Annotated in this window: 19 protein-coding genes; 7 read left to right on the top strand and 12 right to left on the bottom strand. The window is 61.0% G+C overall.

From position 1 onward, the window contains the following. Positions 1-56 precede the first annotated feature (56 nt). The 3 genes from cadB (at position 57) to pdxY (ending at position 4,555) form a co-directional block, all read left to right on the top strand. Entirely contained in the window at positions 57-1,391 is a 1,335-nt protein-coding gene (gene cadB, locus ACTG20_RS17335; RefSeq protein WP_042079861.1) for a cadaverine/lysine antiporter, read from the top strand. Positions 1,392-1,468: 77 nt separating this feature from the next. Further along, the gene (locus ACTG20_RS17330) at positions 1,469-3,601 is read left to right on the top strand and encodes a lysine decarboxylase CadA (RefSeq protein ID WP_005349824.1); all 2,133 of its coding nucleotides are present in this window, start codon (positions 1,469-1,471) and stop codon (positions 3,599-3,601) included. Positions 3,602-3,694: 93 nt separating this feature from the next. Continuing rightward, on the top strand, positions 3,695-4,555 hold the full coding sequence (gene pdxY / locus ACTG20_RS17325; protein WP_118854195.1) for a pyridoxal kinase PdxY: 861 nt from the start codon (positions 3,695-3,697) through the stop codon (positions 4,553-4,555). A gap of 76 nt (positions 4,556-4,631) precedes the next feature. Here the strand turns inward: pdxY and ACTG20_RS17320 are convergent, their stop codons facing one another. Further along, the gene (locus ACTG20_RS17320) at positions 4,632-5,069 is read right to left on the bottom strand and encodes a PliI family lysozyme inhibitor of I-type lysozyme (RefSeq protein ID WP_194496525.1); all 438 of its coding nucleotides are present in this window, start codon (positions 5,067-5,069) and stop codon (positions 4,632-4,634) included. 58 nt (positions 5,070-5,127) lie between these two features. After that, positions 5,128-7,161, bottom strand: coding sequence for a M13 family metallopeptidase (locus ACTG20_RS17315; protein ID WP_194496524.1), 2,034 nt, complete (start codon positions 7,159-7,161; stop codon positions 5,128-5,130). 180 nt (positions 7,162-7,341) lie between these two features. On the opposite strand from ACTG20_RS17315, the gene tilS reads away from it, so the two are divergent. Further along, positions 7,342-8,700, top strand: coding sequence for a tRNA lysidine(34) synthetase TilS (gene tilS / locus ACTG20_RS17310; protein WP_439987851.1), 1,359 nt, complete (start codon positions 7,342-7,344; stop codon positions 8,698-8,700). Between the two features lie 83 nt (positions 8,701-8,783). Here the strand turns inward: tilS and ACTG20_RS17305 are convergent, their stop codons facing one another. Continuing rightward, positions 8,784-9,686, bottom strand: a complete 903-nt coding sequence (locus tag ACTG20_RS17305) for a GGDEF domain-containing protein (protein ID WP_108611918.1) — start codon at positions 9,684-9,686, stop codon at positions 8,784-8,786. A 118-nt stretch (positions 9,687-9,804) separates the two neighbouring features. Between ACTG20_RS17305 and ACTG20_RS17300 the strand changes: the two genes are divergently transcribed. Beyond that, positions 9,805-11,757 (top strand): monovalent cation:proton antiporter family protein, encoded by a 1,953-nt coding sequence (locus tag ACTG20_RS17300; protein WP_005338473.1) that lies wholly within the window; start codon positions 9,805-9,807, stop codon positions 11,755-11,757. 27 nt (positions 11,758-11,784) lie between these two features. Here ACTG20_RS17300 and ACTG20_RS17295 read toward each other — a convergent pair whose 3' ends face one another. The 4 genes from ACTG20_RS17295 to ACTG20_RS17280 form a co-directional block, all read right to left on the bottom strand. Further along, a complete protein-coding gene (locus ACTG20_RS17295; RefSeq protein WP_439987850.1) occupies positions 11,785-12,930 on the bottom strand; it encodes a patatin-like phospholipase family protein in 1,146 nt (381 codons plus the stop codon). Between the two features lie 112 nt (positions 12,931-13,042). Next, positions 13,043-13,921 (bottom strand): alpha/beta hydrolase, encoded by an 879-nt coding sequence (locus ACTG20_RS17290; RefSeq protein ID WP_439987849.1) that lies wholly within the window; start codon positions 13,919-13,921, stop codon positions 13,043-13,045. Between the two features lie 82 nt (positions 13,922-14,003). Next, on the bottom strand, positions 14,004-14,600 hold the full coding sequence (locus ACTG20_RS17285) for a TetR/AcrR family transcriptional regulator (RefSeq protein WP_439987848.1): 597 nt from the start codon (positions 14,598-14,600) through the stop codon (positions 14,004-14,006). Positions 14,601-14,713: 113 nt separating this feature from the next. Continuing rightward, positions 14,714-15,358, bottom strand: coding sequence for a response regulator (locus ACTG20_RS17280; protein WP_201937267.1), 645 nt, complete (start codon positions 15,356-15,358; stop codon positions 14,714-14,716). Between the two features lie 170 nt (positions 15,359-15,528). Here ACTG20_RS17280 and ACTG20_RS17275 point away from each other — a divergent pair, with 170 nt between their 5' ends. Then, a complete protein-coding gene (locus tag ACTG20_RS17275; protein ID WP_439987847.1) occupies positions 15,529-16,155 on the top strand; it encodes a glutathione S-transferase N-terminal domain-containing protein in 627 nt (208 codons plus the stop codon). 75 nt (positions 16,156-16,230) lie between these two features. Here ACTG20_RS17275 and ACTG20_RS17270 read toward each other — a convergent pair whose 3' ends face one another. From ACTG20_RS17270 to ACTG20_RS17250, 5 genes are all read right to left on the bottom strand, one after another. Next, on the bottom strand, positions 16,231-18,342 hold the full coding sequence (locus ACTG20_RS17270) for an alpha-amylase (protein ID WP_440008053.1): 2,112 nt from the start codon (positions 18,340-18,342) through the stop codon (positions 16,231-16,233). A gap of 228 nt (positions 18,343-18,570) precedes the next feature. Further along, positions 18,571-19,737: a hypothetical protein gene (locus ACTG20_RS17265; RefSeq protein ID WP_040066657.1), complete on the bottom strand. Its 1,167-nt coding sequence runs from the start codon at positions 19,735-19,737 to the stop codon at positions 18,571-18,573. Next, positions 19,737-20,108: a GtrA family protein gene (locus tag ACTG20_RS17260; protein ID WP_005338463.1), complete on the bottom strand. Its 372-nt coding sequence runs from the start codon at positions 20,106-20,108 to the stop codon at positions 19,737-19,739. The genes ACTG20_RS17265 and ACTG20_RS17260 overlap by 1 nt, the downstream gene beginning before the upstream one ends. Then, entirely contained in the window at positions 20,105-21,124 is a 1,020-nt protein-coding gene (locus ACTG20_RS17255) for a glycosyltransferase family 2 protein (RefSeq protein WP_005338462.1), read from the bottom strand. Before ACTG20_RS17255 ends, ACTG20_RS17260 begins: the two co-directional genes overlap by 4 nt. Before the next feature lie 55 nt (positions 21,125-21,179). After that, positions 21,180-21,725 (bottom strand): hypothetical protein, encoded by a 546-nt coding sequence (locus ACTG20_RS17250; RefSeq protein WP_439987846.1) that lies wholly within the window; start codon positions 21,723-21,725, stop codon positions 21,180-21,182. 316 nt (positions 21,726-22,041) lie between these two features. On the opposite strand from ACTG20_RS17250, the gene ACTG20_RS17245 reads away from it, so the two are divergent. After that, positions 22,042-22,806, top strand: a complete 765-nt coding sequence (locus ACTG20_RS17245) for a substrate-binding periplasmic protein (protein WP_040066665.1) — start codon at positions 22,042-22,044, stop codon at positions 22,804-22,806. The last annotated feature ends 82 nt before the right edge of the window (positions 22,807-22,888 follow it).

Here is a 22,888-nt window from a genome sequence, read left to right as displayed (position 1 = left end):
GGCGTTCCGCCAAATGTGTATGTGACGACCCGACCTTTTATAGAACCGGAGATCTTATGTCCCTAGATACGAGCAAGAAGATTGGCCTTATCGCCTGTACAGGTGTGGTGGCCGGCAACATGATGGGGAGTGGCATCGCGCTGCTGCCTTCGGCACTGGCCACCATCGGCTCCATCTCTGTCTTTAGCTGGGCAATCTGTCTGGTAGGCGCCATGGGCCTCGCCTTCGTTTTCGCCCGCCTTGCTACCAAGAACCCGCAAGAGGGTGGCCCCATTGCTTACGCTGGCGAGATCTCTCCGGTGTTCGGTTTCCAGACCGGTGTGCTTTATTACCACGCCAACTGGATCGGTAACCTGGCCATCGCCATTACCGGCGTCTCCTACCTCTCGGTCTTCTTCCCCATTCTCAACAGCCCGATCCCGGCCGCCGCAGCCACCATCGCTGCCGTCTGGATCTTCACCTTCGTCAACCTGCTTGGCGGTAGCTGGGTGAGCCGACTCTGTACCCTGGGTCTGGTGCTGATCCTGCTGCCGGTTGTCGGTACTGCGGTGATGGGTTGGGGTCATTTTGATGCCACCGTCTACAGCCAGAACTGGAACACCACCAGCGGCAGCGACCTGCATGCGGTCATCAGCGCCGTGCTGATCTGCCTCTGGTCCTTCGTCGGTGTTGAATCTGCCGCCGTCTCTTCCGGCATGGTGAAGAACCCCAAGCGCACCGTACCGCTCGCTACCATGCTGGGCACCGGTATCGCGGGTGTTATCTACATCCTCTCTACCCAGGTGATCAGCGGCATGTTCCCGGCCGGTGAAGTGGCAGCTTCCGGCGCCCCGTTTGCCATGGCCTCTTCCGCCATCTTCGGTAGCTGGTCTGCGCCGTTTGTTTCTGCCTTCACCGCCCTGGCCTGTTTCACCTCGCTCGGTTCCTGGATGATGCTGGTGGGCGAGGCGGGCAAGCGTGCCGCCAACGACGGCAACTTCCCGAAAATCTACGGCGAAGTGGACAAGAACGGCGTGGCCAAGAAGGGTCTGATCCTGGGCTCCCTCAAGATGACTGCCCTGATGATTGGCCTGACAGCCTTCACCTCCCAGTCCGCTCATGCTGCCGACCTCTTCAATGTGCTGACCACAGATGCGGTGCTGCTGACCATGCTGCCCTACTTCTACTCCAGCATTAACTTGATCCGCTTCGAGGGCATGACCTCCCGCAGCATCGGCGCGATGATCTTCTCCGGTGTGGCTTGCGTCTTCTGTCTGGTGGCCCTGATGGGCGCCAAGGGTTCCAACCTCACCGCAACCTTCGTGGTGTCGCTCATCATCCTGATGTTCTACGCCAAAAAACAGGGTCTGCGTCAGCACGACGCCCTGCTGAGCGAACAACCCAGCAACTAATTCCCCCTTTTATCTTCCAAGCGCTCTTCACTCACCATCCCTGATGGAGAGCGCCCCTTTACGTGTGGAGCATTACGATGAATATCATTGCCATCCTCAACCACCTGGGCGTTTTCTTTAAAGAAGAACCCATTCGCCAGCTGCAAGCCTCCCTCGAGCGCAAGGGTTTCGAGGTTGTTTATCCGGTCGACGTTGCCGACTTGCTGAAACTGATCGAGAAGAACCCCCGCGTTTGCGGCGCCATCTTCGACTGGGACAAATACTCTCTGGGCCTGTGCAAGGAGATCCACGATCGCAACGAGAAGCTGCCGATCTTCGCCTTTGCCAACGACCAGTCCACCCTGGATATTCACCTGACCGACCTGCGTCTGAACGTGCACTTCTTCGAGTACCGTCTCGGCATGGCCGACGACATCGCCCTCAAGATGGGTCAGGCCACTCAGGAGTATCAGGACGCCATCCTGCCGCCGTTCACCAAGGCGCTGTTCAAGTACGTGGAAGAGGGTAAATACACCTTCTGTACTCCGGGTCACATGGGCGGTACCGCCTTCCAGATGAGCCCGGCCGGCAGCATCTTCTATGACTTCTACGGTCCGAACGCGTTCAAGGCTGACGTCTCAATCTCCATGCCGGAGCTGGGCTCCCTGCTGGATCACTCAGGTCCGCACAAGGAAGCCGAAGAGTACATCGCCCGTACTTTCAACGCCGATCGCTCCTATATCGTCACCAACGGCACCTCCACTGCCAACAAGATCGTCGGCATGTACTCCGCGCCAGCCGGCAGCACTGTGCTGGTTGACCGTAACTGCCACAAGTCGCTCACTCACCTGATGATGATGAACGACGTGACGCCGATCTACTTCCGTCCGACCCGCAACGCCTACGGCATTCTGGGCGGTATCCCGCAGAGCGAATTCAGCCGCGACACCATCGCTGCCAAGGTTGCCGCGACACCGGGTGCCCAGGCTCCCCGTTACGCCGTCGTCACCAACTCCACCTATGATGGCCTGCTCTACAACACCGGCTTCATCAAGGAGAGTCTGGATACCCCTTACATCCACTTCGACAGTGCCTGGGTGCCTTACACCAACTTCAGCCCGATCTATGAAGGCAAGTGCGGCATGAGTGGCGAAGCCATGCCGGGCAAGGTGTTCTACGAAACCCAGTCCACCCACAAGCTGCTGGCGGCCTTCTCCCAGGCCTCGATGATCCACATCAAGGGGGACGTGGAGGAGGAGACCTTCAACGAAGCATTCATGATGCACACCTCCACCTCGCCGCAATACGGCATCGTGGCCTCTACCGAGATCTCTGCTGCCATGATGCGTGGCAACACCGGCAAGCGTCTGATCAAGGACTCCATCGATCGCGCCATCTCCTTCCGCAAAGAGATCAAGCGTCTGCGTGATCAGAGCGAAGGCTGGTTCTTCGACGTATGGCAGCCGGACAACATCGACACCGTCGAGTGCTGGAAGCTGGATCCGAAAGATGACTGGCACGGCTTCAAGGACATCGATGACAACCACATGTACCTGGATCCGATCAAGGTCACTCTGCTGACTCCGGGTATGGGTCGTGACGGCCAGCTGCTGGAGAAGGGCATCCCTGCCTCTCTGGTCTCCAAGTTCCTGGACGAGCGCGGCATCGTGGTCGAGAAGACCGGCCCTTACAACATGCTGTTCCTCTTCTCCATCGGTATCGATCAGTCCAAGGCGATGCAGCTGCTGCGTGCCCTGACCGAGTTCAAGCGTGGCTACGACCTGAACCTGACCATCAAGAGCATCCTGCCGAGCCTCTATCGTGAAGACCCGAGCTTCTACGAAGGGATGCGCATTCAGGAGCTGGCGCAGCGCATTCACGAGCTGACCAGCAAGTACCGTCTGCCGGAGCTGATGTTCAAGGCGTTCGACGTACTGCCGGAGATGAAGATGACTCCGCACGCCGCATGGCAGCAAGAGCTGGCCGGCAACGTGGTGGAAGTGCCGCTGCGTGACATGGTTGACCGCATCAGCGCCAACATGATCCTGCCGTACCCGCCGGGAGTTCCGTTGGTACTGCCGGGCGAGATGGTGACCCAGGATTCTCTGCCGGTGCTCGAGTTCCTCGAGATGCTGTGCGAGATCGGTGCCCACTACCCGGGTTTCGAGACCGACATCCACGGCCTCTATCGTCAGGCCGATGGCAGCTACACCGTCAAGGTGCTGCGTTAATCGACAGTGACAACAGTCGAAAGTGACAACAACGGGCCGCAAGGCCCGTTTTTCCCTCCGGAATTCCTGTTCTTATTGCGTGAGTCGCCAATCATGAAGCGAGTGCTCTCCATTCAATCCCACGTAGTCTTTGGCTGTGCCGGCAACAGCGCCGCCGTTTTTCCCATGCGTCGCCTCGGGATCGAGGTGTGGCCGATGAACACGGTGCAGTTCTCCAATCACACCCAATACCGCGAAGGCTGGCAGGGAATGGTGATGCCCGGCGGCCATATCCGTCAGCTGGTAAACGGCCTGGCGGAGATCGGTGTGCTGGCCGAGTGCGATGCGATCTTGAGCGGCTACCTCGGCTCGGCCGAACAGGGGGAGGAGATCCTGGCGGCGGTGGCCCGGCTCAAGGCGCTCAATCCGGCCGCCCTCTATTTTTGTGATCCCGTGATGGGTCACCCCGACAAGGGGTGCATAGTGGCACCCGGCGTCGCCGATTTTCTGAAAACCAGGGCACTGGCCTGCGCCGATATGCTGGCCCCCAATCTGCTGGAGCTGGAACAGCTCACCGGCCGCGATATCCGCAATGTGCCGGAGGCTATCGAGGCGTGCCAGCAGTTGCGCGCGCAAGGGGTCAAGCTGGTGATGGTCAAGCATCTGGGCAAGGCCGGCTTTGCCATGGACCGCTTCGAGATGCTGCTTGTGTGCGAGGAGGGGACTTTTCACCTCTCCCGCCCACTCTACCCTTTTGCCCGCCACCCCATCGGGGTGGGGGATCTGCTGAGCGCCACCATGCTGGCCAATCTGCTGGCCGGTTGTACCCCGGTTGCGGCGTTCGAACTTACCAATGCCAGCGTTGATGCCGTGCTGGCCCGCACCTGGCTGGCGGGAGCTTACGAGCTACAACTGGTGGCGGCCCAGCACGAAATGGCGCTGCCGCAGGTCTCCATTCGGGCGACCCGCCTCTAGGCTATTTGCGTCAACAGCAGAAACAACAAAGCCCTGATCATCAGGGCTTTTTATATTTCAGATTCGGGGAGATGGTTTAGTCTTGCGGGCTTTTGAGCGCCTTGACCACATCCTCTTTGGGCTCCAGCTCCTTGACCTGATTGAAGATCTCCAGCTCCCCTTGCGGGCTGACGGTGTAGGCATCGGCATCCTGATAGCTGCCGCTGCCAGCGCTCTCGATGATGACCACCAGCTCGGGCTGCTTGTCACCATTCAAATCGACCAGTTTCAGCTCCCGGATAAAGCCGTTGCGAGCCATCACCTTGCCATCCTGAAACTCATCCAGTGGAAATTGGGCGTTCTGGCCCGAGTAGAGCCGCACATCATAGCTGCCGATGGAGGCGGGCTCACCGGCCCCCTGCGCCACCCGGATCACCTGCCCGGAGGGGAGGGTCAGTTGCTTGTTAAATCCCTCTTCGGCCTGGGCGGCCAGCGGCAGGGTCAGCAGCCCTGCCATCATCAATGCTCTGTTCATCTTGCAACCTCTTGCTGTCTCTTGAGTGCGGGCTCCCGGGGAGCCCGCCCTGATGCTGTTACCAGATCTTCACCCGCTTCTGGGGTGGCAGATAGAGCTTGTCCCCCGGCTGGATGTTGAATGCCTCGTAGAAGGCGGGAATGTTCGGCACCACGCCGTTGACCCGGTACTCGGGCGGCGAGTGGGGGTCGGAGCGCAGCAGCATCTGCATCAGCTCGGGGCGATACATCCCCTTCCACACCTGCGCCCAGCCGAGGAAGAAGCGCTGTTCGCCGGTGAAGCCATCCAGCACCGGCGCCTCCTTGCCATCCAGTGACAGCTCATAGGCTTTGTGGGCGATGGTGAGACCGCCCAGATCGCCGATGTTCTCCCCCAGGGTGAACTGGCCGTTGACGAACTGGCCGTTGATGGGCTCGAAGCGGTTGTACTGGGCCACCAGACGGCTGGTGCGGAAGCGGAACTCCTTGAGATCCTGCGGCGTCCACCAGTCGCGCATCATGCCGTCACCGTCGGATTTGGCCCCCTGATCATCAAAACCGTGGCCCATCTCGTGGCCAATGACCCCGCCGATGGCGCCGTAGTTGACCGCATCATCCGCCGTCATGTCGAAGAAGGGGGGCTGTAAAATGGCCGCCGGGAAGACGATCTCGTTGTTGCTCGGGTTGTAGTAGGCGTTCACCGTTTGCGGCGACATGTGCCACTCGTCCCGGTCGACCGGCTTGTCGAGGCGCGCCAGACTGTCTGCGTATTCAAAGGTTTGCGAGCGTTGCAGGTTGCCCACCAGATCATCCGGTTTGATGGTGATGGCGCTGTAATCCTTCCACTTGTCGGGGTAGCCGATCTTGGGGCGGAACTTGGCCAGCTTCTCGAGTGCCTGCGCCTTGGTCTCGGGCGACATCCAGTCGAGCTCCTTGATGCTCTGGCCGTAGGCGGTGCGCAGGTTCTCCACCAGCTGCTCCATCCGCTCCTTGGCCGCTGGCGGGAAGTAGCGGGCCACATAGAGCTGGCCGACCGCTTCACCCAGATGATCGTTCAGCACCCCGAGCGCCCGCTCCCAGCTGGCGCGCTGCTTGGGCGTGCCGCTCAATGTGGTGCCGTAGAAGGCGAAGTTGGCGCGGTCGGTCTCGCTGTCGAGATAGGGTGCGTAGTCGGTCAGCAGTTGCCACTTGAGGTAGGCCTGCCAGTCGGTGATGGGGGTCTGGGCCATCACCTGATCCAGCGCGCTCAGATAGGTCGGCTGACCGATGATGAGCTCCGGCTGGCCAGCAATGCCCGCGGCATTGAGATAAGCCTGCCAGTCGAGATGGGGGGCGAGCCGTGTCAGTTCGCTGGCGGGGCGCTTGTTGTAGTTCTTCTCCCGATCCCGCAGGGCCACGTTGTCCCACTGGATGGTGGCGAGCCGGGTTTCGAGGGCCAGAATCCGTTTGGCCTTGCCGCTCGGGTCAGACTCACCGAGGCGGCTCAGCATGGCGGCGATATGCTGCTGGTACTTCTGGCGCAGGGCCTGGCTGTCGGGATCCTGCTTGAGGTAGTAGTCCCGATCCGGCAGCCCCAGTCCACCTTGATAGAGGTAGACCGCATAGCGGTCGGGGGACTTGGCATCGGCGTCGATCCAGATGCCAAACGGCGCGCCGCCGCCCATGCGGCCACTTTGGGCAAAGGCGCGGGCCAGCGCAGCCTGATCACCGATCCGGTCGATATCGGCCAGCGCCGGTGCCAGCGGGGTGAGCCCCTTGGCGTCACGGCCTGCCTGATCCAGATAGCTGGCGTAGAGATCGCGGATCTGCTGGGTCGGCGTGCCGGTGGCGGCCTCCTGCTTGGCCAGCCCCTCGACCAGCACCCGCACATCGGCGAGGGATTTGTCCCGCAGCATGTAGAAGGCGCCATCGGCGGGGCGATCGTCGGGGATCTTGGCGGTGGCGAGCCACTTGCCATTGACGTAGCGGAAGAAGTCATCGCCGGGTTTGACCTGGGTGTCCATATTGGCCAGCGCCAGCCCGGAGTGTTTGGGTGAGTCTTGCGGTGCCTGACTGCAGCCAGCCAGCAGTGCCAGTCCAATCAGGCCGGCCAGTAAGCTTTTCTTATTGTTCATCTTGTTTGATTCCAATTCGGGTTGTTTGCTTCCCTGCCCATCTTCCTTGCTCCAACCGGTTGTGCGACCGCTTTGCGGCCAGCCTGGTGGAGAGGGCGGGCGAGCCTCACTCTAGCAGCAGGGTTGCAGCTTGATAAGCCCGACTCTGCTAAGATCGGCCGGTCCGTTTTGGGGAAGCCTATGATTTCTCATCTTTATTCTCGCTTTTGTCTGACTATGCCAGCGCCGGAAGGTTCCACCGGTCTGCTGGTGGCCTTCAGTGGCGGCCTCGACTCCACCCTGCTGCTGTTACTGGCGGCGCAGTATGCCCGCGAGCACAGCCTGCAACTTCGCGCCCTGCACGTGCACCACGGCCTCAGTCCCCATGCCGATGAGTGGGTCGCTCATTGTGAAGCCGTGTGTCAGCAATTGGCGGTGGAGCTGCTGGTCGAGCGGGTAACACTGGCCCGTGGCAATGGCGAGAGTCTGGAGGCGCAGGCCCGCACCGCCCGTTATCAGCGGCTGACCGCCCGGATGCGGGAGGGGGAGTGGCTGCTCACCGCCCACCATCAGGACGATCAGCTGGAGACCCTGCTGCTGGCCCTCAAGCGCGGCGCCGGCCTGCGCGGCTTGGCGGGGATCTTGCCAAGCCAGCCCTTTGCTGGCGGCCTGTTGCTGCGGCCGCTGCTCGATATGAGTCGCGCCGAGCTGGCCGAGGCGGCGGCGAGCCTCCCCTTTGGCTGGGTGGAGGATGAGAGCAATCAGGACGTGAGTTATGACCGCAACTTTTTGCGCCAGACGCTTATCCCCCAGCTCAAGGCGCGCTGGCCCGCCATGGCCCAGACCGCGGCGCGCAGCATGGCCCTGTGCGCCGAGCAGGAGGCGCTGCTGGATGAGCTTGCCGAGAACGACTGGCAGCTGGCGGGCGATGGGGAGGCGCTCCATATCGGCCCGCTGCACGCCCTTTCACCTACCCGGCGCAACAATCTGCTGCGCTACTGGATCCGCCGTCAGGGGGGCGAGATGCCATCCCGCGAGCAGCTTGCCCGGCTGTGGCAGGAGGTAGCGCTGGCGCGGCCCGATGCCAATCCGCAGCTCAACTGGGGCGGCCTGAGTTGCCGCCGTTTTCAGGAGCGCCTCTATCTGGTGAGCCCTGATCTGCAACCTTGTCATCAGGTGTTGCCGTTGACGCCGGGCGAGCCGCTGACCCTGCCGGACGGGTTGGGCGAGCTGGTGGTGCGTATGGCGGAGCACGGCGAGGGGCTGTTGCGTTCCCCCCGAGCGGACGAGCCGCTCTCGGTGCGCTTTCAGGTAGCGCCCGGGATCCCCCTCAAACCGGTGGGGCGAAGCGGCAGTCGGCGGATGAAGAAGCTGCTGCAGGAGTATGGCGTGCCTTCGTGGCAGCGGGGGCGCATCCCCATCCTCTACTATGGCGAGCAGGTGGCGGCGGTGGTGGGGCTCTTTGTTTGCGACGGTTTTATGGCACAGAGTGCCGGGCTGGTCTGTCACTGGCAGGGAAGCGGTGCCGCCCCGGTTTTGCCCGAGCAGGATCTTTCCTGAGGTGATCGGTGTGAGCGGGGACCCCAAAAAAAGAAGCTCCGGTCACATGGCGCGCATGTGCCGGAGCAAAGAAGAGTTCGGGATTATTCGTTAGAGCTGGCCTTGCCGGCTTTTTTGCGGGCGTAGAGGTGGCTGTCGGCCGCCTCGTAGAGGCTCGGCACATCGACCCCGGATTGCCAGCTGGCGGCGCCAAGGCTGCATCCGACCGAGAAGGTGCTGAGCTCCTTGTTGGTCATCAACATATGCTGCAGTCGCAGCCAGACCGGGCGCCACGCCTCGGGTTCGGCCGGTTGCAGCAGCAGGGCAAATTCATCTCCCCCGAGCCGGAAGGCTTGATCCGTACTGCGGATGCACCCCTTGAGCAGCTGGGCGAAGCGGCTCAGCACCAGATCCCCCACCGGATGGCCCCAGGTGTCATTGATCTGCTTGAAGCGATCGAGATCCAGCAGCACCAGCACCAGACCGTGGGGCTCGCGGCTGTGCTGTTCGATGGCGCGACCGATGGCTTCGTCAAAGTAGGAGCGGTTGCCAAGGCCGGTCAGGTGATCGAGCCGGACCAGCTGATCCAGTTTTTCCAGCCGCAGATAGAGGGGCAGCAGCAGGCAGAGCAGCTGATGGTATTGCATCAGTACCCGTTGCTGGCTGCCGCTCAGCGGATGTTCCAGCTCGTAGTGGAGCTGGCCGAGCAGCTGGCCATGCTGGCCGCGCAGCTCGAACGGATAGTTGTGCAGGTTGAGGGTGGCCAGCGGCGGGTGCTGGATCAGCACATGGGGCTGGCCACAATCGAGGTAGAGACCGTGGATCCTGACAATTCTTGCCGCACGATCGGCAAAAGTTGTCAGCAGACCACCGAGATCGCTCTGCCCCAACAACTGCTCGAGCAACTGGTTGCGTTCAACGCTGGGCAACGGCGTGAGCCGCTCCATCTGGCGAACCCACTGCTCGATGCCATGGCTAAAGCCATTAAGTGACGACGTATTTTCCATGGTCTTCCACCTGTAACACCTGACTACTGTCTCCTCCCTGCAATTGGCATGCCCAATATATCTTTCCTGCCCGCCAGATCGGCTGACTAAGCTTAAGTCGATAAAAGGAGAGGGAAATTTGTACACCGACCTGTTGATCCTGCTGTTCGCCGCTGTTCTGCTGGTGGCAACTTTCCGGCGCCTCGGCTTGCCGGTCATCCTTGCCTACCTGATTGCCGGCGTCTTGCTCGGCCCCCACGGGCTGGCGGTGATCACCGGTCAGTCGATCATGCAGACCATTGCCGAGCTCGGGATCGTCTTTCTGATGTTCTCGCTGGGGCTGGAGTTCTCCCTGCCGAAATTGCTGGCGATGCGCCGGTTGGTGCTGGGGGTCGGGATGTTGCAGGTGCTGCTCACCTCGTTGCTCTTCTTCGCCATCGGCTGGTGGTGGGGGCTGGGTCTGGCCCAGTCGCTGGTGGTGGCGGGGACGTTGGCTCTCTCCTCGACGGCGGTGGTGATCAAGCAGCTCGGCGAGCAGAAGCAGCTTCATACCCGCCGCGCCCAGCTGGGGGTGAGCGTGCTGCTGTTTCAGGATCTGGCGGTGGTGCCCCTGCTGGTGATGATCCCGATCCTCGCCCAGCCGGAAGTGCAAGGGAGCGCCCTGGCCGCCGAGATCGCCTGGGCCACTCTCAAGGGGCTGTTTGCCCTCTTCACTCTGTTGGCGGTGGGCAAGTGGTTGCTGCCGCTGCTGTTTCACGAGGTGGCGCGGGCCCGCTCCGACGAGTTGTTCGTTCTGAGTGCCCTGCTGGTGGCGCTGCTGGCTGCCTACATGACCCATTCGCTGGGGTTGTCGATGGCGCTGGGGGCGTTTCTGGCGGGGATGATGCTGGGGGAGTCCCACTACCGTCATCAGCTTGAGGTAGACATCAAGCCCTTTCGCGACGTGTTGATGGGGCTCTTCTTTATCACCATCGGCATGGCCATGGAGTGGGAACTGGTGGCGCGGGCATGGTGGCAGGTACTGATCTGCGTGGTGCTGCTGGTGCTGTGCAAATCCCTGTTGGTGCTGCTGGCCGGGCGGCTGATGGGGGAGCGAAAGCGCGACAGCATGGCCGCCGGCATCATGCTCAGTCAGGTGGGGGAGTTCGGCTTCGTGCTGCTGGCGCTGGCGCTCCACCACGGCTTGCTGGATCAGCAACTGGTCTCCCTGCTGATCGGCATCGGCATCATCTCCATCGCCATGACCCCCTGGCTGGTGACCCAGGCCCATTCGCTGGCTCGCAGCCTCACCGATCCGGCGCTGCTGACCCGCTCCGAGGTGGCACAGTCGGGCCTGAGCAAAAACCAGCACGTCATCATTGCCGGGTTTGGCCGGGCGGGGCAGACCTGTGCCCGCTTCCTCAAGATCGAGGAGATCCCCTTTCTGGCCCTCGATCTTGACCCGGAGCGGGTGAGCGAGGCCAAGCTGGCGGGGGAGCAGGTGGCCTTCGGCGACGCCAGCCGCCGCGATATTCTGCTGGCCGCCGGGTTGTTGCGGGCACGGCTGGTGATCATCACCTTTGATGATCGCAAGCGGGTGGAGGCGATGCTGGCACTGATCCGCGAATTGGCGGGGGATCTCAAGGTGCTGGTGCGCACCCGGGATGACAGCTTTCTGGAGCAGTACAAGCAGGCGGGGGCCTTCGAGGTGATCCCCGAATCCCAGGAGGGGGCCCTGATGCTGGTCTCCCACCTGCTGCTCAATTGCGATATCCCCATCGGTCGGGTGATCCGGCGCATGGAGCTCGAGCGCAGCAGCCAGTACCGCTTTCTGCACGGCTTCTACTGGGGGGATCAGAGCGCCAGCAATCTGGAGGCGGATCAGCTGCTTGAACGCCTCCATCCGCTGTTGCTGCACGATCAGGCGTGGGCGGTAGGCCGTGAAGTGCGCGAGCTGCCGCTCGATGAGGTGCGGATCAAGGAGGTGCAGCGCGGCGATCAGAGTCTGGAGCCCAGACCCGAGCTGGTGCTGGCGGCCGGTGACCGACTGATCCTGTTTGGTACCGTGGTGGCGATGGAGCAGGCGGAGCAGCGTTTGCTGGAGGGGCGCTGAGTCCCCTCGCACTCATCGGCACCCCCTTTACTCACGCTCTTTTGGTAGCCCTTCGATATCGAGGAAGGCGACGACCCGCTCCCGCTCCCTCAGGGTGTCCTGATAGCCCAGCTTGATCAGCTGCTGGCAATAACCCGGATAGAACATCAAAAAGCTGGCCAGACTGCTGGTCTCATCCCCCTTCACACCCAGCACCCGCAACAGGCGGCGCAACTTTAGCGGTAGTTTGCGCAGGTAGGCCAGTGCGATGGTGTCGAGATCCTGACTCGGTTTTAGCACGCAGGTCTCCACCCGTTTCAGCTTGAGGCGATTGCGCTCCCGCTCCGGGATAAGATCCAGAGTCTGGTTGATGCGCCACAGCCGCTCCAGATCGGAGTTGAGGGTGTCAGTAAAGACCGTATCGAGCAGATGGCTGGCGATATTGGAGCTGGTGAGATGGCCGTGATGATGGGTCGGCGCCGAGTGCGCCGGCGGATCCAGGGTGATCAGCAGGATCCGATCCGCACCCAGATGGATGGCGGGGCTGAGCGGGCTCAGCTGGTGGATGGAACCGTCGCCGTAAAATTTCTCGCCGATCCGGGTGGCTGGAAAGACAAAGGGGAGCGCCGAGGAGGCGAGCAGATGCTCAGATGTAAGCACGGTGCGCACCCCGCGCCGTCTGGCCCGCTCCCACGGATGGTGCTCAGCCCGCCCCTGAAAGAAGGTGGTGGATAGGCCGTCATCGTAATCCGACGCCGTGATGGCCAGCGCCTCCAGACTGCCGTAGAGGATGTTGTCATCAATGCGGTGATAGTCGATGAGTTGATCCAGCAGGCGGTGCAGCGGCGCGTTGTCAAAGAGGTGAAAGGCGTGGTTGGTGTGGGGATTGATCAGCCCAGCCGACCCCTCGTACATCAGCCGCCACAGCAGGCGACCGGGATGAAAATCGAAGATGTGGTGGGTCTCGAAGCGGCGCCAGACCCACTCCAGCTTGCGCACCCCCAGATGGAAGCAGGAGGCGTAGCAGGCCAGCGCGGTGACATTGATGGCCCCCGCCGAGGTGCCACACAGGATAGGAAAAGGGATGCCGAGATTGCGCGGGTAGAGCTCCGCAATCGCCTTGAGGGCGCCGACCTGATAGGCGGCGCGAGCACCGCCACCGGTGAGCAACAATGCTGTATTGGGTCTGGCCATATGCTGGCGCCTTATCGTGTTCTGACAAGAATGTTCCCACTGACAAGTTAACTATAAGGCGCTGTATCAAATATAAAAACGGGCGCTTGCCCGTTTTTTTCATGGCCCCGTGTCAAAGGGCGCGGTGAGGATTTTCCGGCCGAGCCAGCTGATCGAAGGCGGCGAATACCGGGGCGCTTGCGAGGATACGACCGTGGCCCAGACCCCGGGTGCTCACCAGCCGGGTATGACCATCCTGACTGGCCCGCAAGGAATCGCCGTGCGGTGCAAATCTGTCCTCCTCGTCGTGCACGATTATCGCCGCGCCGCTGCGACTGGCGAGGCGACCCAGCGGATCGACCGTGCTCAAGGGGTGCTGGTACTCCTGCTCAATCTCCTTGACCACCGCATCGAACAGCCGGATGGAGTAGCCGGAGCGCGCCACCATGCCGTAGAGCTGGGGCACATAGTCGAGCACCGGCGAAATCAACAGCAGCGGCAGGGTATCGATACCCGCCTGACGGCTGGATAGTGTGACGGCGCCCCCCATGCTGTGGGCGATGACCCCGTGCAGCTGACCTGCTTCGCTGGCCAGCCTGGTTGCCAGCTCGTCGAAGGCGCGCACGAAACGGGGCAGGTGGCCAGTGTTGCCCGCGCTCTGGCCGTGGGCCGGATGATCGTAGGCAATGGCGGTGAAACCCTGCGCGGCGATATGGCTCATCAGCGGATAGAACTGGCTGGCGCTGCCGGACCAGCCGTGCATCAGCAGCCACAGTGGCCCCTGACCGAGCCGATAGCTCATCAATACCCCTTCGCTGGTATGGACGGCCTGCTTCACCAGACCGGCAGGTTCGTGGCCACCCCGCTGGTTGCGCTGGGGGGTGAGCAGCAACTTGCTGGCGGTGCGCTTGGCATGGGTGGGGGCGAGTCTGTGGTGTAACCGGGTGCCGATCCCCAGCAGCCATTTGCTCGGGCTGAAGCGGCGGGTGTTGAAGTAGATCTTGCTGCTCATGGTCATCCTGTGGTTTTTATGTGCGAACGGTCGTGCTTTTTTGTTGGTTTTTAAAAATTAGTGTTGAACGGATGCCAAAACATCAGCGCCAGCTGCTCAGCAGAGCGTCCACCTCGGGCCAGAAGTGGCGGGCCGGATCCTGACACAGTTCGAGATCGTTGAACACCTGATCCGCCAGATAGAGGCCATAGAGGCGGTAAACGGCGCGCCAGGGATCCATCTCCTGTCGCCACTCGCCTGCAGCCTGACCTTGCACCACCTGACGGGCCAGATAGTCGAGCCAGAAGCGCACCAGTTGCCGGGCGGCTTGTTGCACAGGGCTCTCTTGCTCATGGCCATCCTGCACCGAGGTCCAGGCATCGAGGAACATGCAGCGTCCGGCGAAGCAGTGGTTCCACGCCTGCCAGGCGCGCAGCAGGGCGATCAGCTTGTCGTGCTGGCTCTGGTACTCCTGCTGGCGTACCGGCTGGATCACCCGCAGCCGAAACACTTCGGCGGCGTACTCCAGCACGGCGATCTGCAGATTGTCTCGGGATTGAAAGTGGGCAAACAGGCCGCTTTTGGACATCTCGCAAGCGCTGGCCAGCGAGCCGATAGTCAGGCTCTCCAGCCCTTGCTGGCTCGCCTGCTCAAAGGCAGTCTGCAAAATGGTTTCCCGGGTCAGGCGCCCCTTGCTCATCACTCTCTCCTCGTTGGCGCTGGCAGCATAAAGTACGATCGTGCTAATTGTCGAGCAACAAATAGCCAGCATGGCTGGCTATGTCGTCTCGCGCGTGTCACTGCGCGCGGTGTTCAGCTCTCCTTGATATCGAGCTGTTGCAGGGCGATAACCGCCTGAGTGCGGTTTTTGACGCCCAGTTTTCTGAAGATGGCGGTGATATGGGCCTTGATGGTGGCCTCGGAGACGTTGAGCTCCCAGGCGATCTGTTTGTTGAGGCTGCCATCGCGCAGCATGATCAGTACCTTGTATTGCTGGGGGGTGAGGCTGGCCAGCTTGCTGGCGAAATCGGGGCCATCTTCCGATTCAGGATGGAGCGAGATGCCTTCCGGCACCCAGTTATCCCCCCCGATCACCGTATTGAGGGCATTGACCAGCTCCTTCATCGGCACCGACTTGGGAATAAAGCCGAGCGCCCCGAGCCGCAGCACCTGCTGGATGATGGCCGCCTCTTCCGAGGCGGAGACCACCACGATAGGCAGGTCGGGATACTGGCCGCGCAGGTGGGCCAGCCCCTCGAAGCCATTGGCCCCGGGCATCTTGAGATCGAGCAGCAACAGGTCAACTTCGGGGTGCTCGCCGAGCAGGCTGGTCAGGCTGTCGATGGAGTCCGCTTCCAGCAATTGAGCGTCGTTGATGGCCATGTGCACCGCTTGATAAAGGGCGCCCCGAAACAGGGGGTGGTCATCTGCGATGACGATGGTAAATTGGCTGTCCATATTTCGGTTAATGGCTCACATTGTTGCTAACTGATTGTTTTGAAAAATCAAACTAGCATCGCTCACCAAGAGGGTCAAACCCGCGGGTGCGCAAATGTGAAGCGACCATCGGATGTTTTGCCATCAGGGCAGATCGGCCGGTCGCAGGCAACTCATGCAGGAGGCAGCAGATGGGAGCCTTGGTATTGGCGGTGGGCACCGGCTCCACCTGGGCGATGCGGGCGGCACTGGTGCTCGCCATGAGCGGGCTGACGTGGCAGGAGCAGGTGTTCGATCTGGAGGATGCCAAGTCGCTGGCGCGGCTCAAGCGGCTGGCACCGGCTGGGCTGGTGCCCTGGCTCGAACACGATGGCGTGCGGGTTCACGACTCGCTGGCCATCGCCGAATATGTTCACGAGCTCTGTCCCGACCGTCAGCTCTATCCCGTTTCGCTGGCCGAGCGGGCACAGGCTCGCAGCCTCTGCGCCGAGTTGCACGCCGGATTTCGGCAGATCCGTTCTCTGCTCCCCTTCTTTCTTGGGGCGCCAACCCGTATCGATCCCCCGGTGGAGGCGGTCGGTGAGCTGGCCCGTTTGCTGGAGATCTGGTCGCAGACGCGGGGCCCCTTCTACTTTGGCGAGGCGGGCATGGTCGATGCCTTCTATGCGGTGATGGCCTATCGGCTGGCCAGCTACGGCATCCTGTTGCCCGGTCAGGCCGGAGCCTATCAGCAGGCGCTGCTTTCTTGGCCTCTGTGGCAGGAGACCCTGCTCAAGGCGCGGTTGCAGTGGCCGGTGGCAGCGCGCCAGTCACAGTGAACCGTGGCAGATAGATAAACGAAAGAGGGGAGCCAGTGGCTCCCCTCTCTGCTGCAGGTCAATGTGGCTCAAGGGTTACTTCTGCCGGCCGGCAAAGACCACCACCACCTTGTCATCCCCCTTCTCCCGCACAAAGGCGTAGGGGGCATCCGAGAGTTTCTGGTGGCTGCCTGCCGCAATGGCCGGATGGGCGGCGCGGAACTGGCCCAGTTGCTGCCAGTGCTTGACCAGCTCAGCCTTGTCTCCGCTGGCCAGCTCCTGCCAGTTCATGTCCGAGCGCAGCGCCTGATCGAACACCCCGCCATCCTTGGCCAGCCCGCGGCCGGACTCGTCGCCGTAGTAGAGCTGGATGCCGCCCGGCAGCAGCATAAAGCTGTTGGCGACCCGGCGCTGTAGCGGCACATCCTGATAGTCGCCAAAGAACAGCTTGGTGTCGTGGGAGCTGATGTAGCTCAACACGTTGAACTCGGGATCCTGATTGATGCGGCTGGCGTAGCTGGCATAGGTGGGCTCGGCGCTGGCCATGCACTGGGCCTGGGGCAGGGCGAACTCGCGCTGATAGTCGAAGTTGATCAGGGAATCGAAACCGTTCTGATACCAGAAATCCTTGGCCACCCCGTGATCCCAAACCTCGCCCACCATGTAGAAGGGCAGATCGTCGAGGGCCTTGCCCGGGTTGTTGGTCTTCCACTCCTTGAGTGCAGCGGTGCCCGTCTGCTTGAGCTTGGCCCACACCTCGGGCTCCAGATGCTTGACAGTGTCGGCCCGAAAGCCGTCGATGCCAAAGCGGCGCACCCAGTCGGTGTGCCAGGCAATGAGGTAGTCGCTCACGGTAGCGTCGGGTAGCGCCTTGGCGAGGGTATCCTTTTTCGCGGCCAGCAACGGCGGCAGCCCTACCGGTTTGGTCGATTCGGTCAGAAAGTCCGGCAGCCCCGCCACCGAGCCGGTGACATCGTCGGTGCCGGGCTGCGGGTAGCCGGGCAGACCGGCCCGCACCCAGTCACCGCTCCACCACTTGTCCCACTTCGGCGACTGGTAGTCGATGAACTGGTTGTAGCCATGCCAGTTGAGGCCACCGCTCGGGCGCCACTGGTTCCAGACGGTCGGCAGCTTGTCTGTGTTCCGGGTCAGCTCGGTGAGCCCCAAATCCTGCAGGTCGGCGAGGGTGGCGTAACCTGCGTGGTTCATCACCACGTCGAGGATGATGCGCATGCCGCGCTTGTGGGCCTCATCCACCATGGTTTTCAGACTCTCTTCATCGCCGTAGTTGGGGTCAATCTTGGTGAAGTCGAGCGCCCAGTAGCCGTGGTAGGCGTAGAAGGGGAAATTGCCCTGCTCGCCGCCACCAATGAAGCCGTGAACCTGCTCCACCATGGGGGTGATCCAGATGGCGTTCATGCCGAGGCTCTTGATGTAGTCGAGCTTCTCGGTCAGCCCCTTGAAGTCACCGCCATGCCAGGTGGCCACCTCATCCTGACCATCCTTCTGGCGGCCGAAGCTGTGGTCGTTGGCGGGGTCGCCGTTGTTGAAGCGGTCGGTCAGCAGGAAATAGACACTCGCCTGATCCCAGCTGAACGGTGCTGGCTTGGCTGCCTTGACCGACTCGAGCAGCAGCAGGCCGCCGCTCTCTTTACTCGGGGTCAGGGTCAGTTTGCCCTGTTTGACCACCGCCTCCTGTTTTGAGTAGGCATCCCTCAGTCGGGTGCCGTCGGGCCAGACCCCTTTCAGGGATACCGTGACCGGGCCGCCATCCCAGCTGATGCAGGGCTCTTGTGGTGGCTGGCGCTTGAACTCGCTCTTCTTGGTCGCCCGCAGCACCTTGAGGCTGGGGGTATCCGGGTTGAAGGTGAACTGATACTCCCCGGCCAGCATCACCCGCAGGGTAAAGCTCTGATCCTTGCTGCATTTGTCCATGGGTTGGGCGGTGCCGAAGGGGAGTTGCTTGCTCTCGCTCGGGCCAAAGCTGGTACCGCAACTGTTGTCTGCGTCGCTGATGCGGATCTGGTGGCTCCCCTTGGCAAGGGGATGGGTCAGCTCCACCGTGCCCTTGTCCAGCGCGATCGGGGCTGCTACCGGTTGACCATCCACATAGAGGCGAACCTCAGGGGCAGCCATCGCCTGTTGGATGAACAGAGGGGCGGCCAGCAGGGCGAGCCAGAGATGGGATAAGTGATGAGCACGACGCATAAGCCATTCCTTGAGCAGGGCAGTTCGGACAAGGGCCCATTCTAGGAGCAGCAAAGCGCGCCTTGGATCGGCAAAACGCCGATTTGTGACATCAGTTCAAATGGTTACGTTTTCAAGCCAAGGAAAGTGTGACGGAGAGGTGGTGGGACGCTCTGTCGATAAAAATAGCGGCCATAAAAAATGCCGGTCAGGTGACCGGCATTTGGTGTATCAGGCATTGTCGTCACATCAGACGGTGAAGAACTTGAAGTTGACGAAGGCCACCGCGATGAAGGAGGCCACCATGCCGCTGATGCAGAGCACCGCCGGGCGGATGGCTGGCCAGCGATGGGTCAGCAGAATGATGGCCAGCAGGGTCGGGTAGAGCCCGAACATGTAGCGTGGCATGGCGTTGAGGCCGGTCATCAGCGGAATGGTGCAGCAGATGAACATCAGGGTCGCTTCCGCCCAGCGTTTCTGGCTGAACAGGTAGCCGTTCAGGCACCAGCCGAAGATCACCATGATGGAGAGGTAAGCCTTGCGGCCGCCCAGCTCGAAACCGCTCAGCCACCAGTCCAGCGGGCTGTCCATGTAGCGACCCCAAGCCACCTGAATGTGTTTGAAGGCGAAGGCGTCGCCGGTCAGGTGATAGAGGTAGACCATGTAGGCAAACAGGCCAAACGGGATCATCCAGAGGGTAAACACCACCTTGAAGGCGCGCTCGGTGAAGCGGAAAAATTCCCGCCAGCCGTAGGCCTGCAGCGCCAGGATCAGCACCGGGAAGACCATCATCACCCCCAGGTTGCGGGTAGCGGAGATACAGACCCCCAGCACGGCCACCATCAGCCACTGCTCCCGATAGGCGAACAGGAACATCCCCAGCATCAGCGCCATAAAGGTCGACTCGGTATAGCCGGAGACGAAGTAGGCGGAGAAGGGGGAGAAGGCGAGCAGCCAGACGCCAAAGCGGGCGGTATCGTCCCCCAGCTTGAGCTGACGCAACACCAGCAACATCAGCGGTAAACTGGCGAAGAAGGAGAGGTTGGTAACAATGATGAGGCCGATCAGGCTCTCGACATTGAACAGGTTGGAGATGGCACCGGAGACCATCGGGTAGAGCGGCATAAAGGCCCAGTTGGCCGCATTGCCCTTGCTCAACCAGCGCGGGTAGAGGTCGTAGCCGTTCTCGATGATGCGCTGGAACCAGACGCAGTCGAACTGGCAATAGGCCTGCAGCGGGCCAATGTCGGGGGAGCCATAGAGCTGGACACCGAAGTAGCCCATGCCATACAGCGCCACCCGGCTCAGCATGAAGGCGGCGATGATCATCAGCCAGTCACGACCGCTGATGCGCAGTGACGGGCGATAGGGGAGTGCAGCCCCGGTTAGCGGGGCAGTATTGGTCATATCATTCATCAGGCAAAAACCCAGACGCGAGAGAGAACGTAAGTGAGGACGGTAACGGTCAGGGTGGCGATGACCACCGGCAGCAGACCGGAGAGCCCCGCAAACAGCAGGCCGCTCAGGATCAGGTTACGCACCGCCAGCGAGAAGAGGGCGACCAGCAGAAACTTGCTGGCGGCTCCCTGCTTCTGGAAGGTGATGTAGCGGTGACCAAAGAAGGAGAACCAGAACGCGATGGCAAAAGCCAGCGTGGTAACCAGGTGCTCCGAGATGGTGGGCCAGGTATGAAACAGTGCGATGGAGGTGCCAAGGTCGACGAGGGTAGCACCCCCGCCGACAAAACCGAAACGTACCAGCCGCCAGAATTCCTCGCGGGAGATCATTGAGGCGCTTGCTCCTGCTGCTCTTGCGGGTTGCTGTCAGCGCTCTGCGGTTTGGCCGCATCCTGCTTGGCATACTGGCCATAGACCCCTTCAATGAGGTAGACCGGGCGCTGTTTCACTTCCACGAACATGCGGCCGATGTACTCGCCGATGATGCCGAGCGACAACAGCTGGATACCGCCGAGGAACAGCACTACGGACATCAGGGAGGCGTAACCGGGTACGTCGATGCCGAAGAAAACCACCTGGGTCACGATCTTGAGGATGTAGAGGAAGGCGACGAAGGAGACGCCGACACCCACATAGCTCCACACCCGCAGCGGCCAGCTGGAGAAGCTGAGCAGGCCGTCGAGGGCGAAGTTCCACAGTTTCCAGTAGTTGAATTTGGTTTCACCGGCGTGACGGGCCGGGCGCTCGTAGGGGACGCCAACGGCACGGAAACCGGCCCAGGCAAACAGCCCCTTCATAAAGCGGTTGCGTTCGGGCAGCAGCTTGATCGCCTCGACCACGCGACGGTCGATCAGGCGGAAGTCACCGGCGTTCTCCGGCAGCTTGGTGCTGGTGGAGAGGGCGTTGAAGAAGCGGTAGAAGCCACCGGCAGTCAGGCGCTTCATCGGGGTATCGGCGCTGCGATCGACTCGGATGCCGTAGACGGTGTCATAGTCACCGGTCTGCCACAGTTTGACGAACTCCAGGATCAGGGCGGGCGGGTCTTGCAGATCCACGTCCATCGGCACGATGGCATCCCCTTTGGCCTGATGCAGACCGGCGGTCAGGGCCGCTTCTTTACCGAAGTTGCGTGCCAGGTTGACCAGGGTCACGCGCGGGTCACGGGCGATGGCCTGCTCGACCACTTCACGGGTGCGGTCACGGCTGCCATCGTTGACGAATACAATTTCAAGCTGGTCTTTCAGCGGGGCCAGTTCGTTGTCTATCGCGTTGATGAAGGCATCGATGCTCTCTTCCTCGTTGTAAACGGGAACGACCAGAGAGAGTCGAAAATCTGGATGCGACATAAGAACGTCCTTATTTGGGATAGTTGTTTTTATAAAATGGTATTCGGGGCAAGGATCACTGGGCTACGGTCAAACGTACCGACTGCACATTGATGGGAGTAGGTGCCGAGAGCGCCAGAAAATTGGGGCGCTTGGGATCTGCCGTGAGCGAGTCACCGGGCAGACTGAGGCGGATTTCGTTGATGCCCGCTTTGGCCAGTTTCACCGTGGTGGTGAAGTCGTGACCCAGCGCCACTTTCAACAGGGCGCCGGCTTCCGGGCTGTTGATGCGAGCCTGTACGGTAAGCTGATCCGGATTGGCCGCCTGCTTGGGCAGCACAAAGTAGAGACCGCCCTGACCGCTGAGCAGGGTACCTTCGTCGCTCGGCTTCTTGGCCCAGCCTTCGCTGGAGAGGAAGCGGCTCGGTTTGGTCAGATTGAGCTCGTTACCAGGCTGATAGGTCATGCTGGAGTTGTGTTCCCAGAAGCGGGTCTTGCCTTCCAGATAATAGAGTCGGTAGGCCAGACTCACATTGGGGTGAGCAGCCAGATAGAGGGTGTAAAGATAAAAACCGCTTAACGCCAGAATGGCAGTCAAAAAACCGAACTTTTTGTACGTCATATCACTCTCTATGCCTGACAGAATGGGTAGGCCGATGTCGCGCATATGCTAATCCAATTGCAAAAAAAGCATAGTGGATCACAAAAAAATATTTGGTCACATATTAACCCCTTTTTACCCCTGTTCCAAACGTTGCTGTTTCCCGGTTAAACAGGTCTTGCGGGGTGCAGGTTGCCAGTGGCGCTCCGGCAGGGCAATTGGCAAATAGACGTGCTTTGCTGCGTCATTTTCTAGCGGATGCGATAGTCATCTGGCCTCTATCGCCATTTTGCAGGGGGCGATTTATGATGACTCACTTATTCGTCAAGGATGACATATGAAGTGGATCTCTTGCTGTCTGTTGCTTGGATTATGGGCGCCAATGGCATTGGCCAAGGCCCTGTGTCCCGAGCCTATTCAGGTCGGTTACGATAACTGGCCCCCCTACCATTATTACGAAGCCGACTCACCGCAAGAGGTGCGCGGTTATGCAGCCGAGGTGCTGACGGCTGTGCTCACTTCCATGCACTGCAAGGTCAACTATGTGGAGCTGCCCTGGAAGCGGGTACTGCACGAAATGGAGCATGGCGAGATAGACATGGCGATGGAGGCGAATATCAATGATGAGCGCGCCCGTTATGCCTGGTTTTCCGACTCCTACAACCCGGGGCGCACCTTGCTGTGGATCCGCAAGGGCAGCCACTACCCCGAGCAGGAGCTGGCGAGCTGGCTGGCCAGTGGTTACTCCCTCGGTGTCACCAAAGAGTACTTCTATGGCGATGAAGTGATGTCGCTGCTCGCTCGCTATGCCAAACAGGTGAGTGCGGTGAGCGACCAGCAAAATTTTGAGAAGCTGGCCCGCGGGCGGATCGACGGTTTCCTCGGTGACATGTTGGCTACCCCCAGCGCCCTTAGCAAGGAGGGGATGAGCGGTTTGTTCACCAGTCACCCCATGGTGGTATCTGAATCGCCGAGCTTCTTTATGTTGGGCAAGCGCAGCTTTTCGCCGCAGTTCTTGCAACAATTCAATCAGGCGTTGGCGCGGTTCAAGGAGACAGATGCGTATGACATTATCTGGCAGCGTTATGCCCCCGGGCGCTAGCAAAGTATTGGCCGTTCACGCATCATGAGCGGCCTGAGCATCGGGTCTGCTTGTCAGGCCCGACAGAGTGAACAAACCGTTT

It is taken from the genome of Aeromonas sp. 84A, from assembly GCF_051919345.1.
Classification (GTDB): Bacteria; Pseudomonadota; Gammaproteobacteria; order Enterobacterales; family Aeromonadaceae; genus Aeromonas; species Aeromonas veronii.
This window is presented reverse-complemented; position numbering and strand designations above follow the sequence as displayed.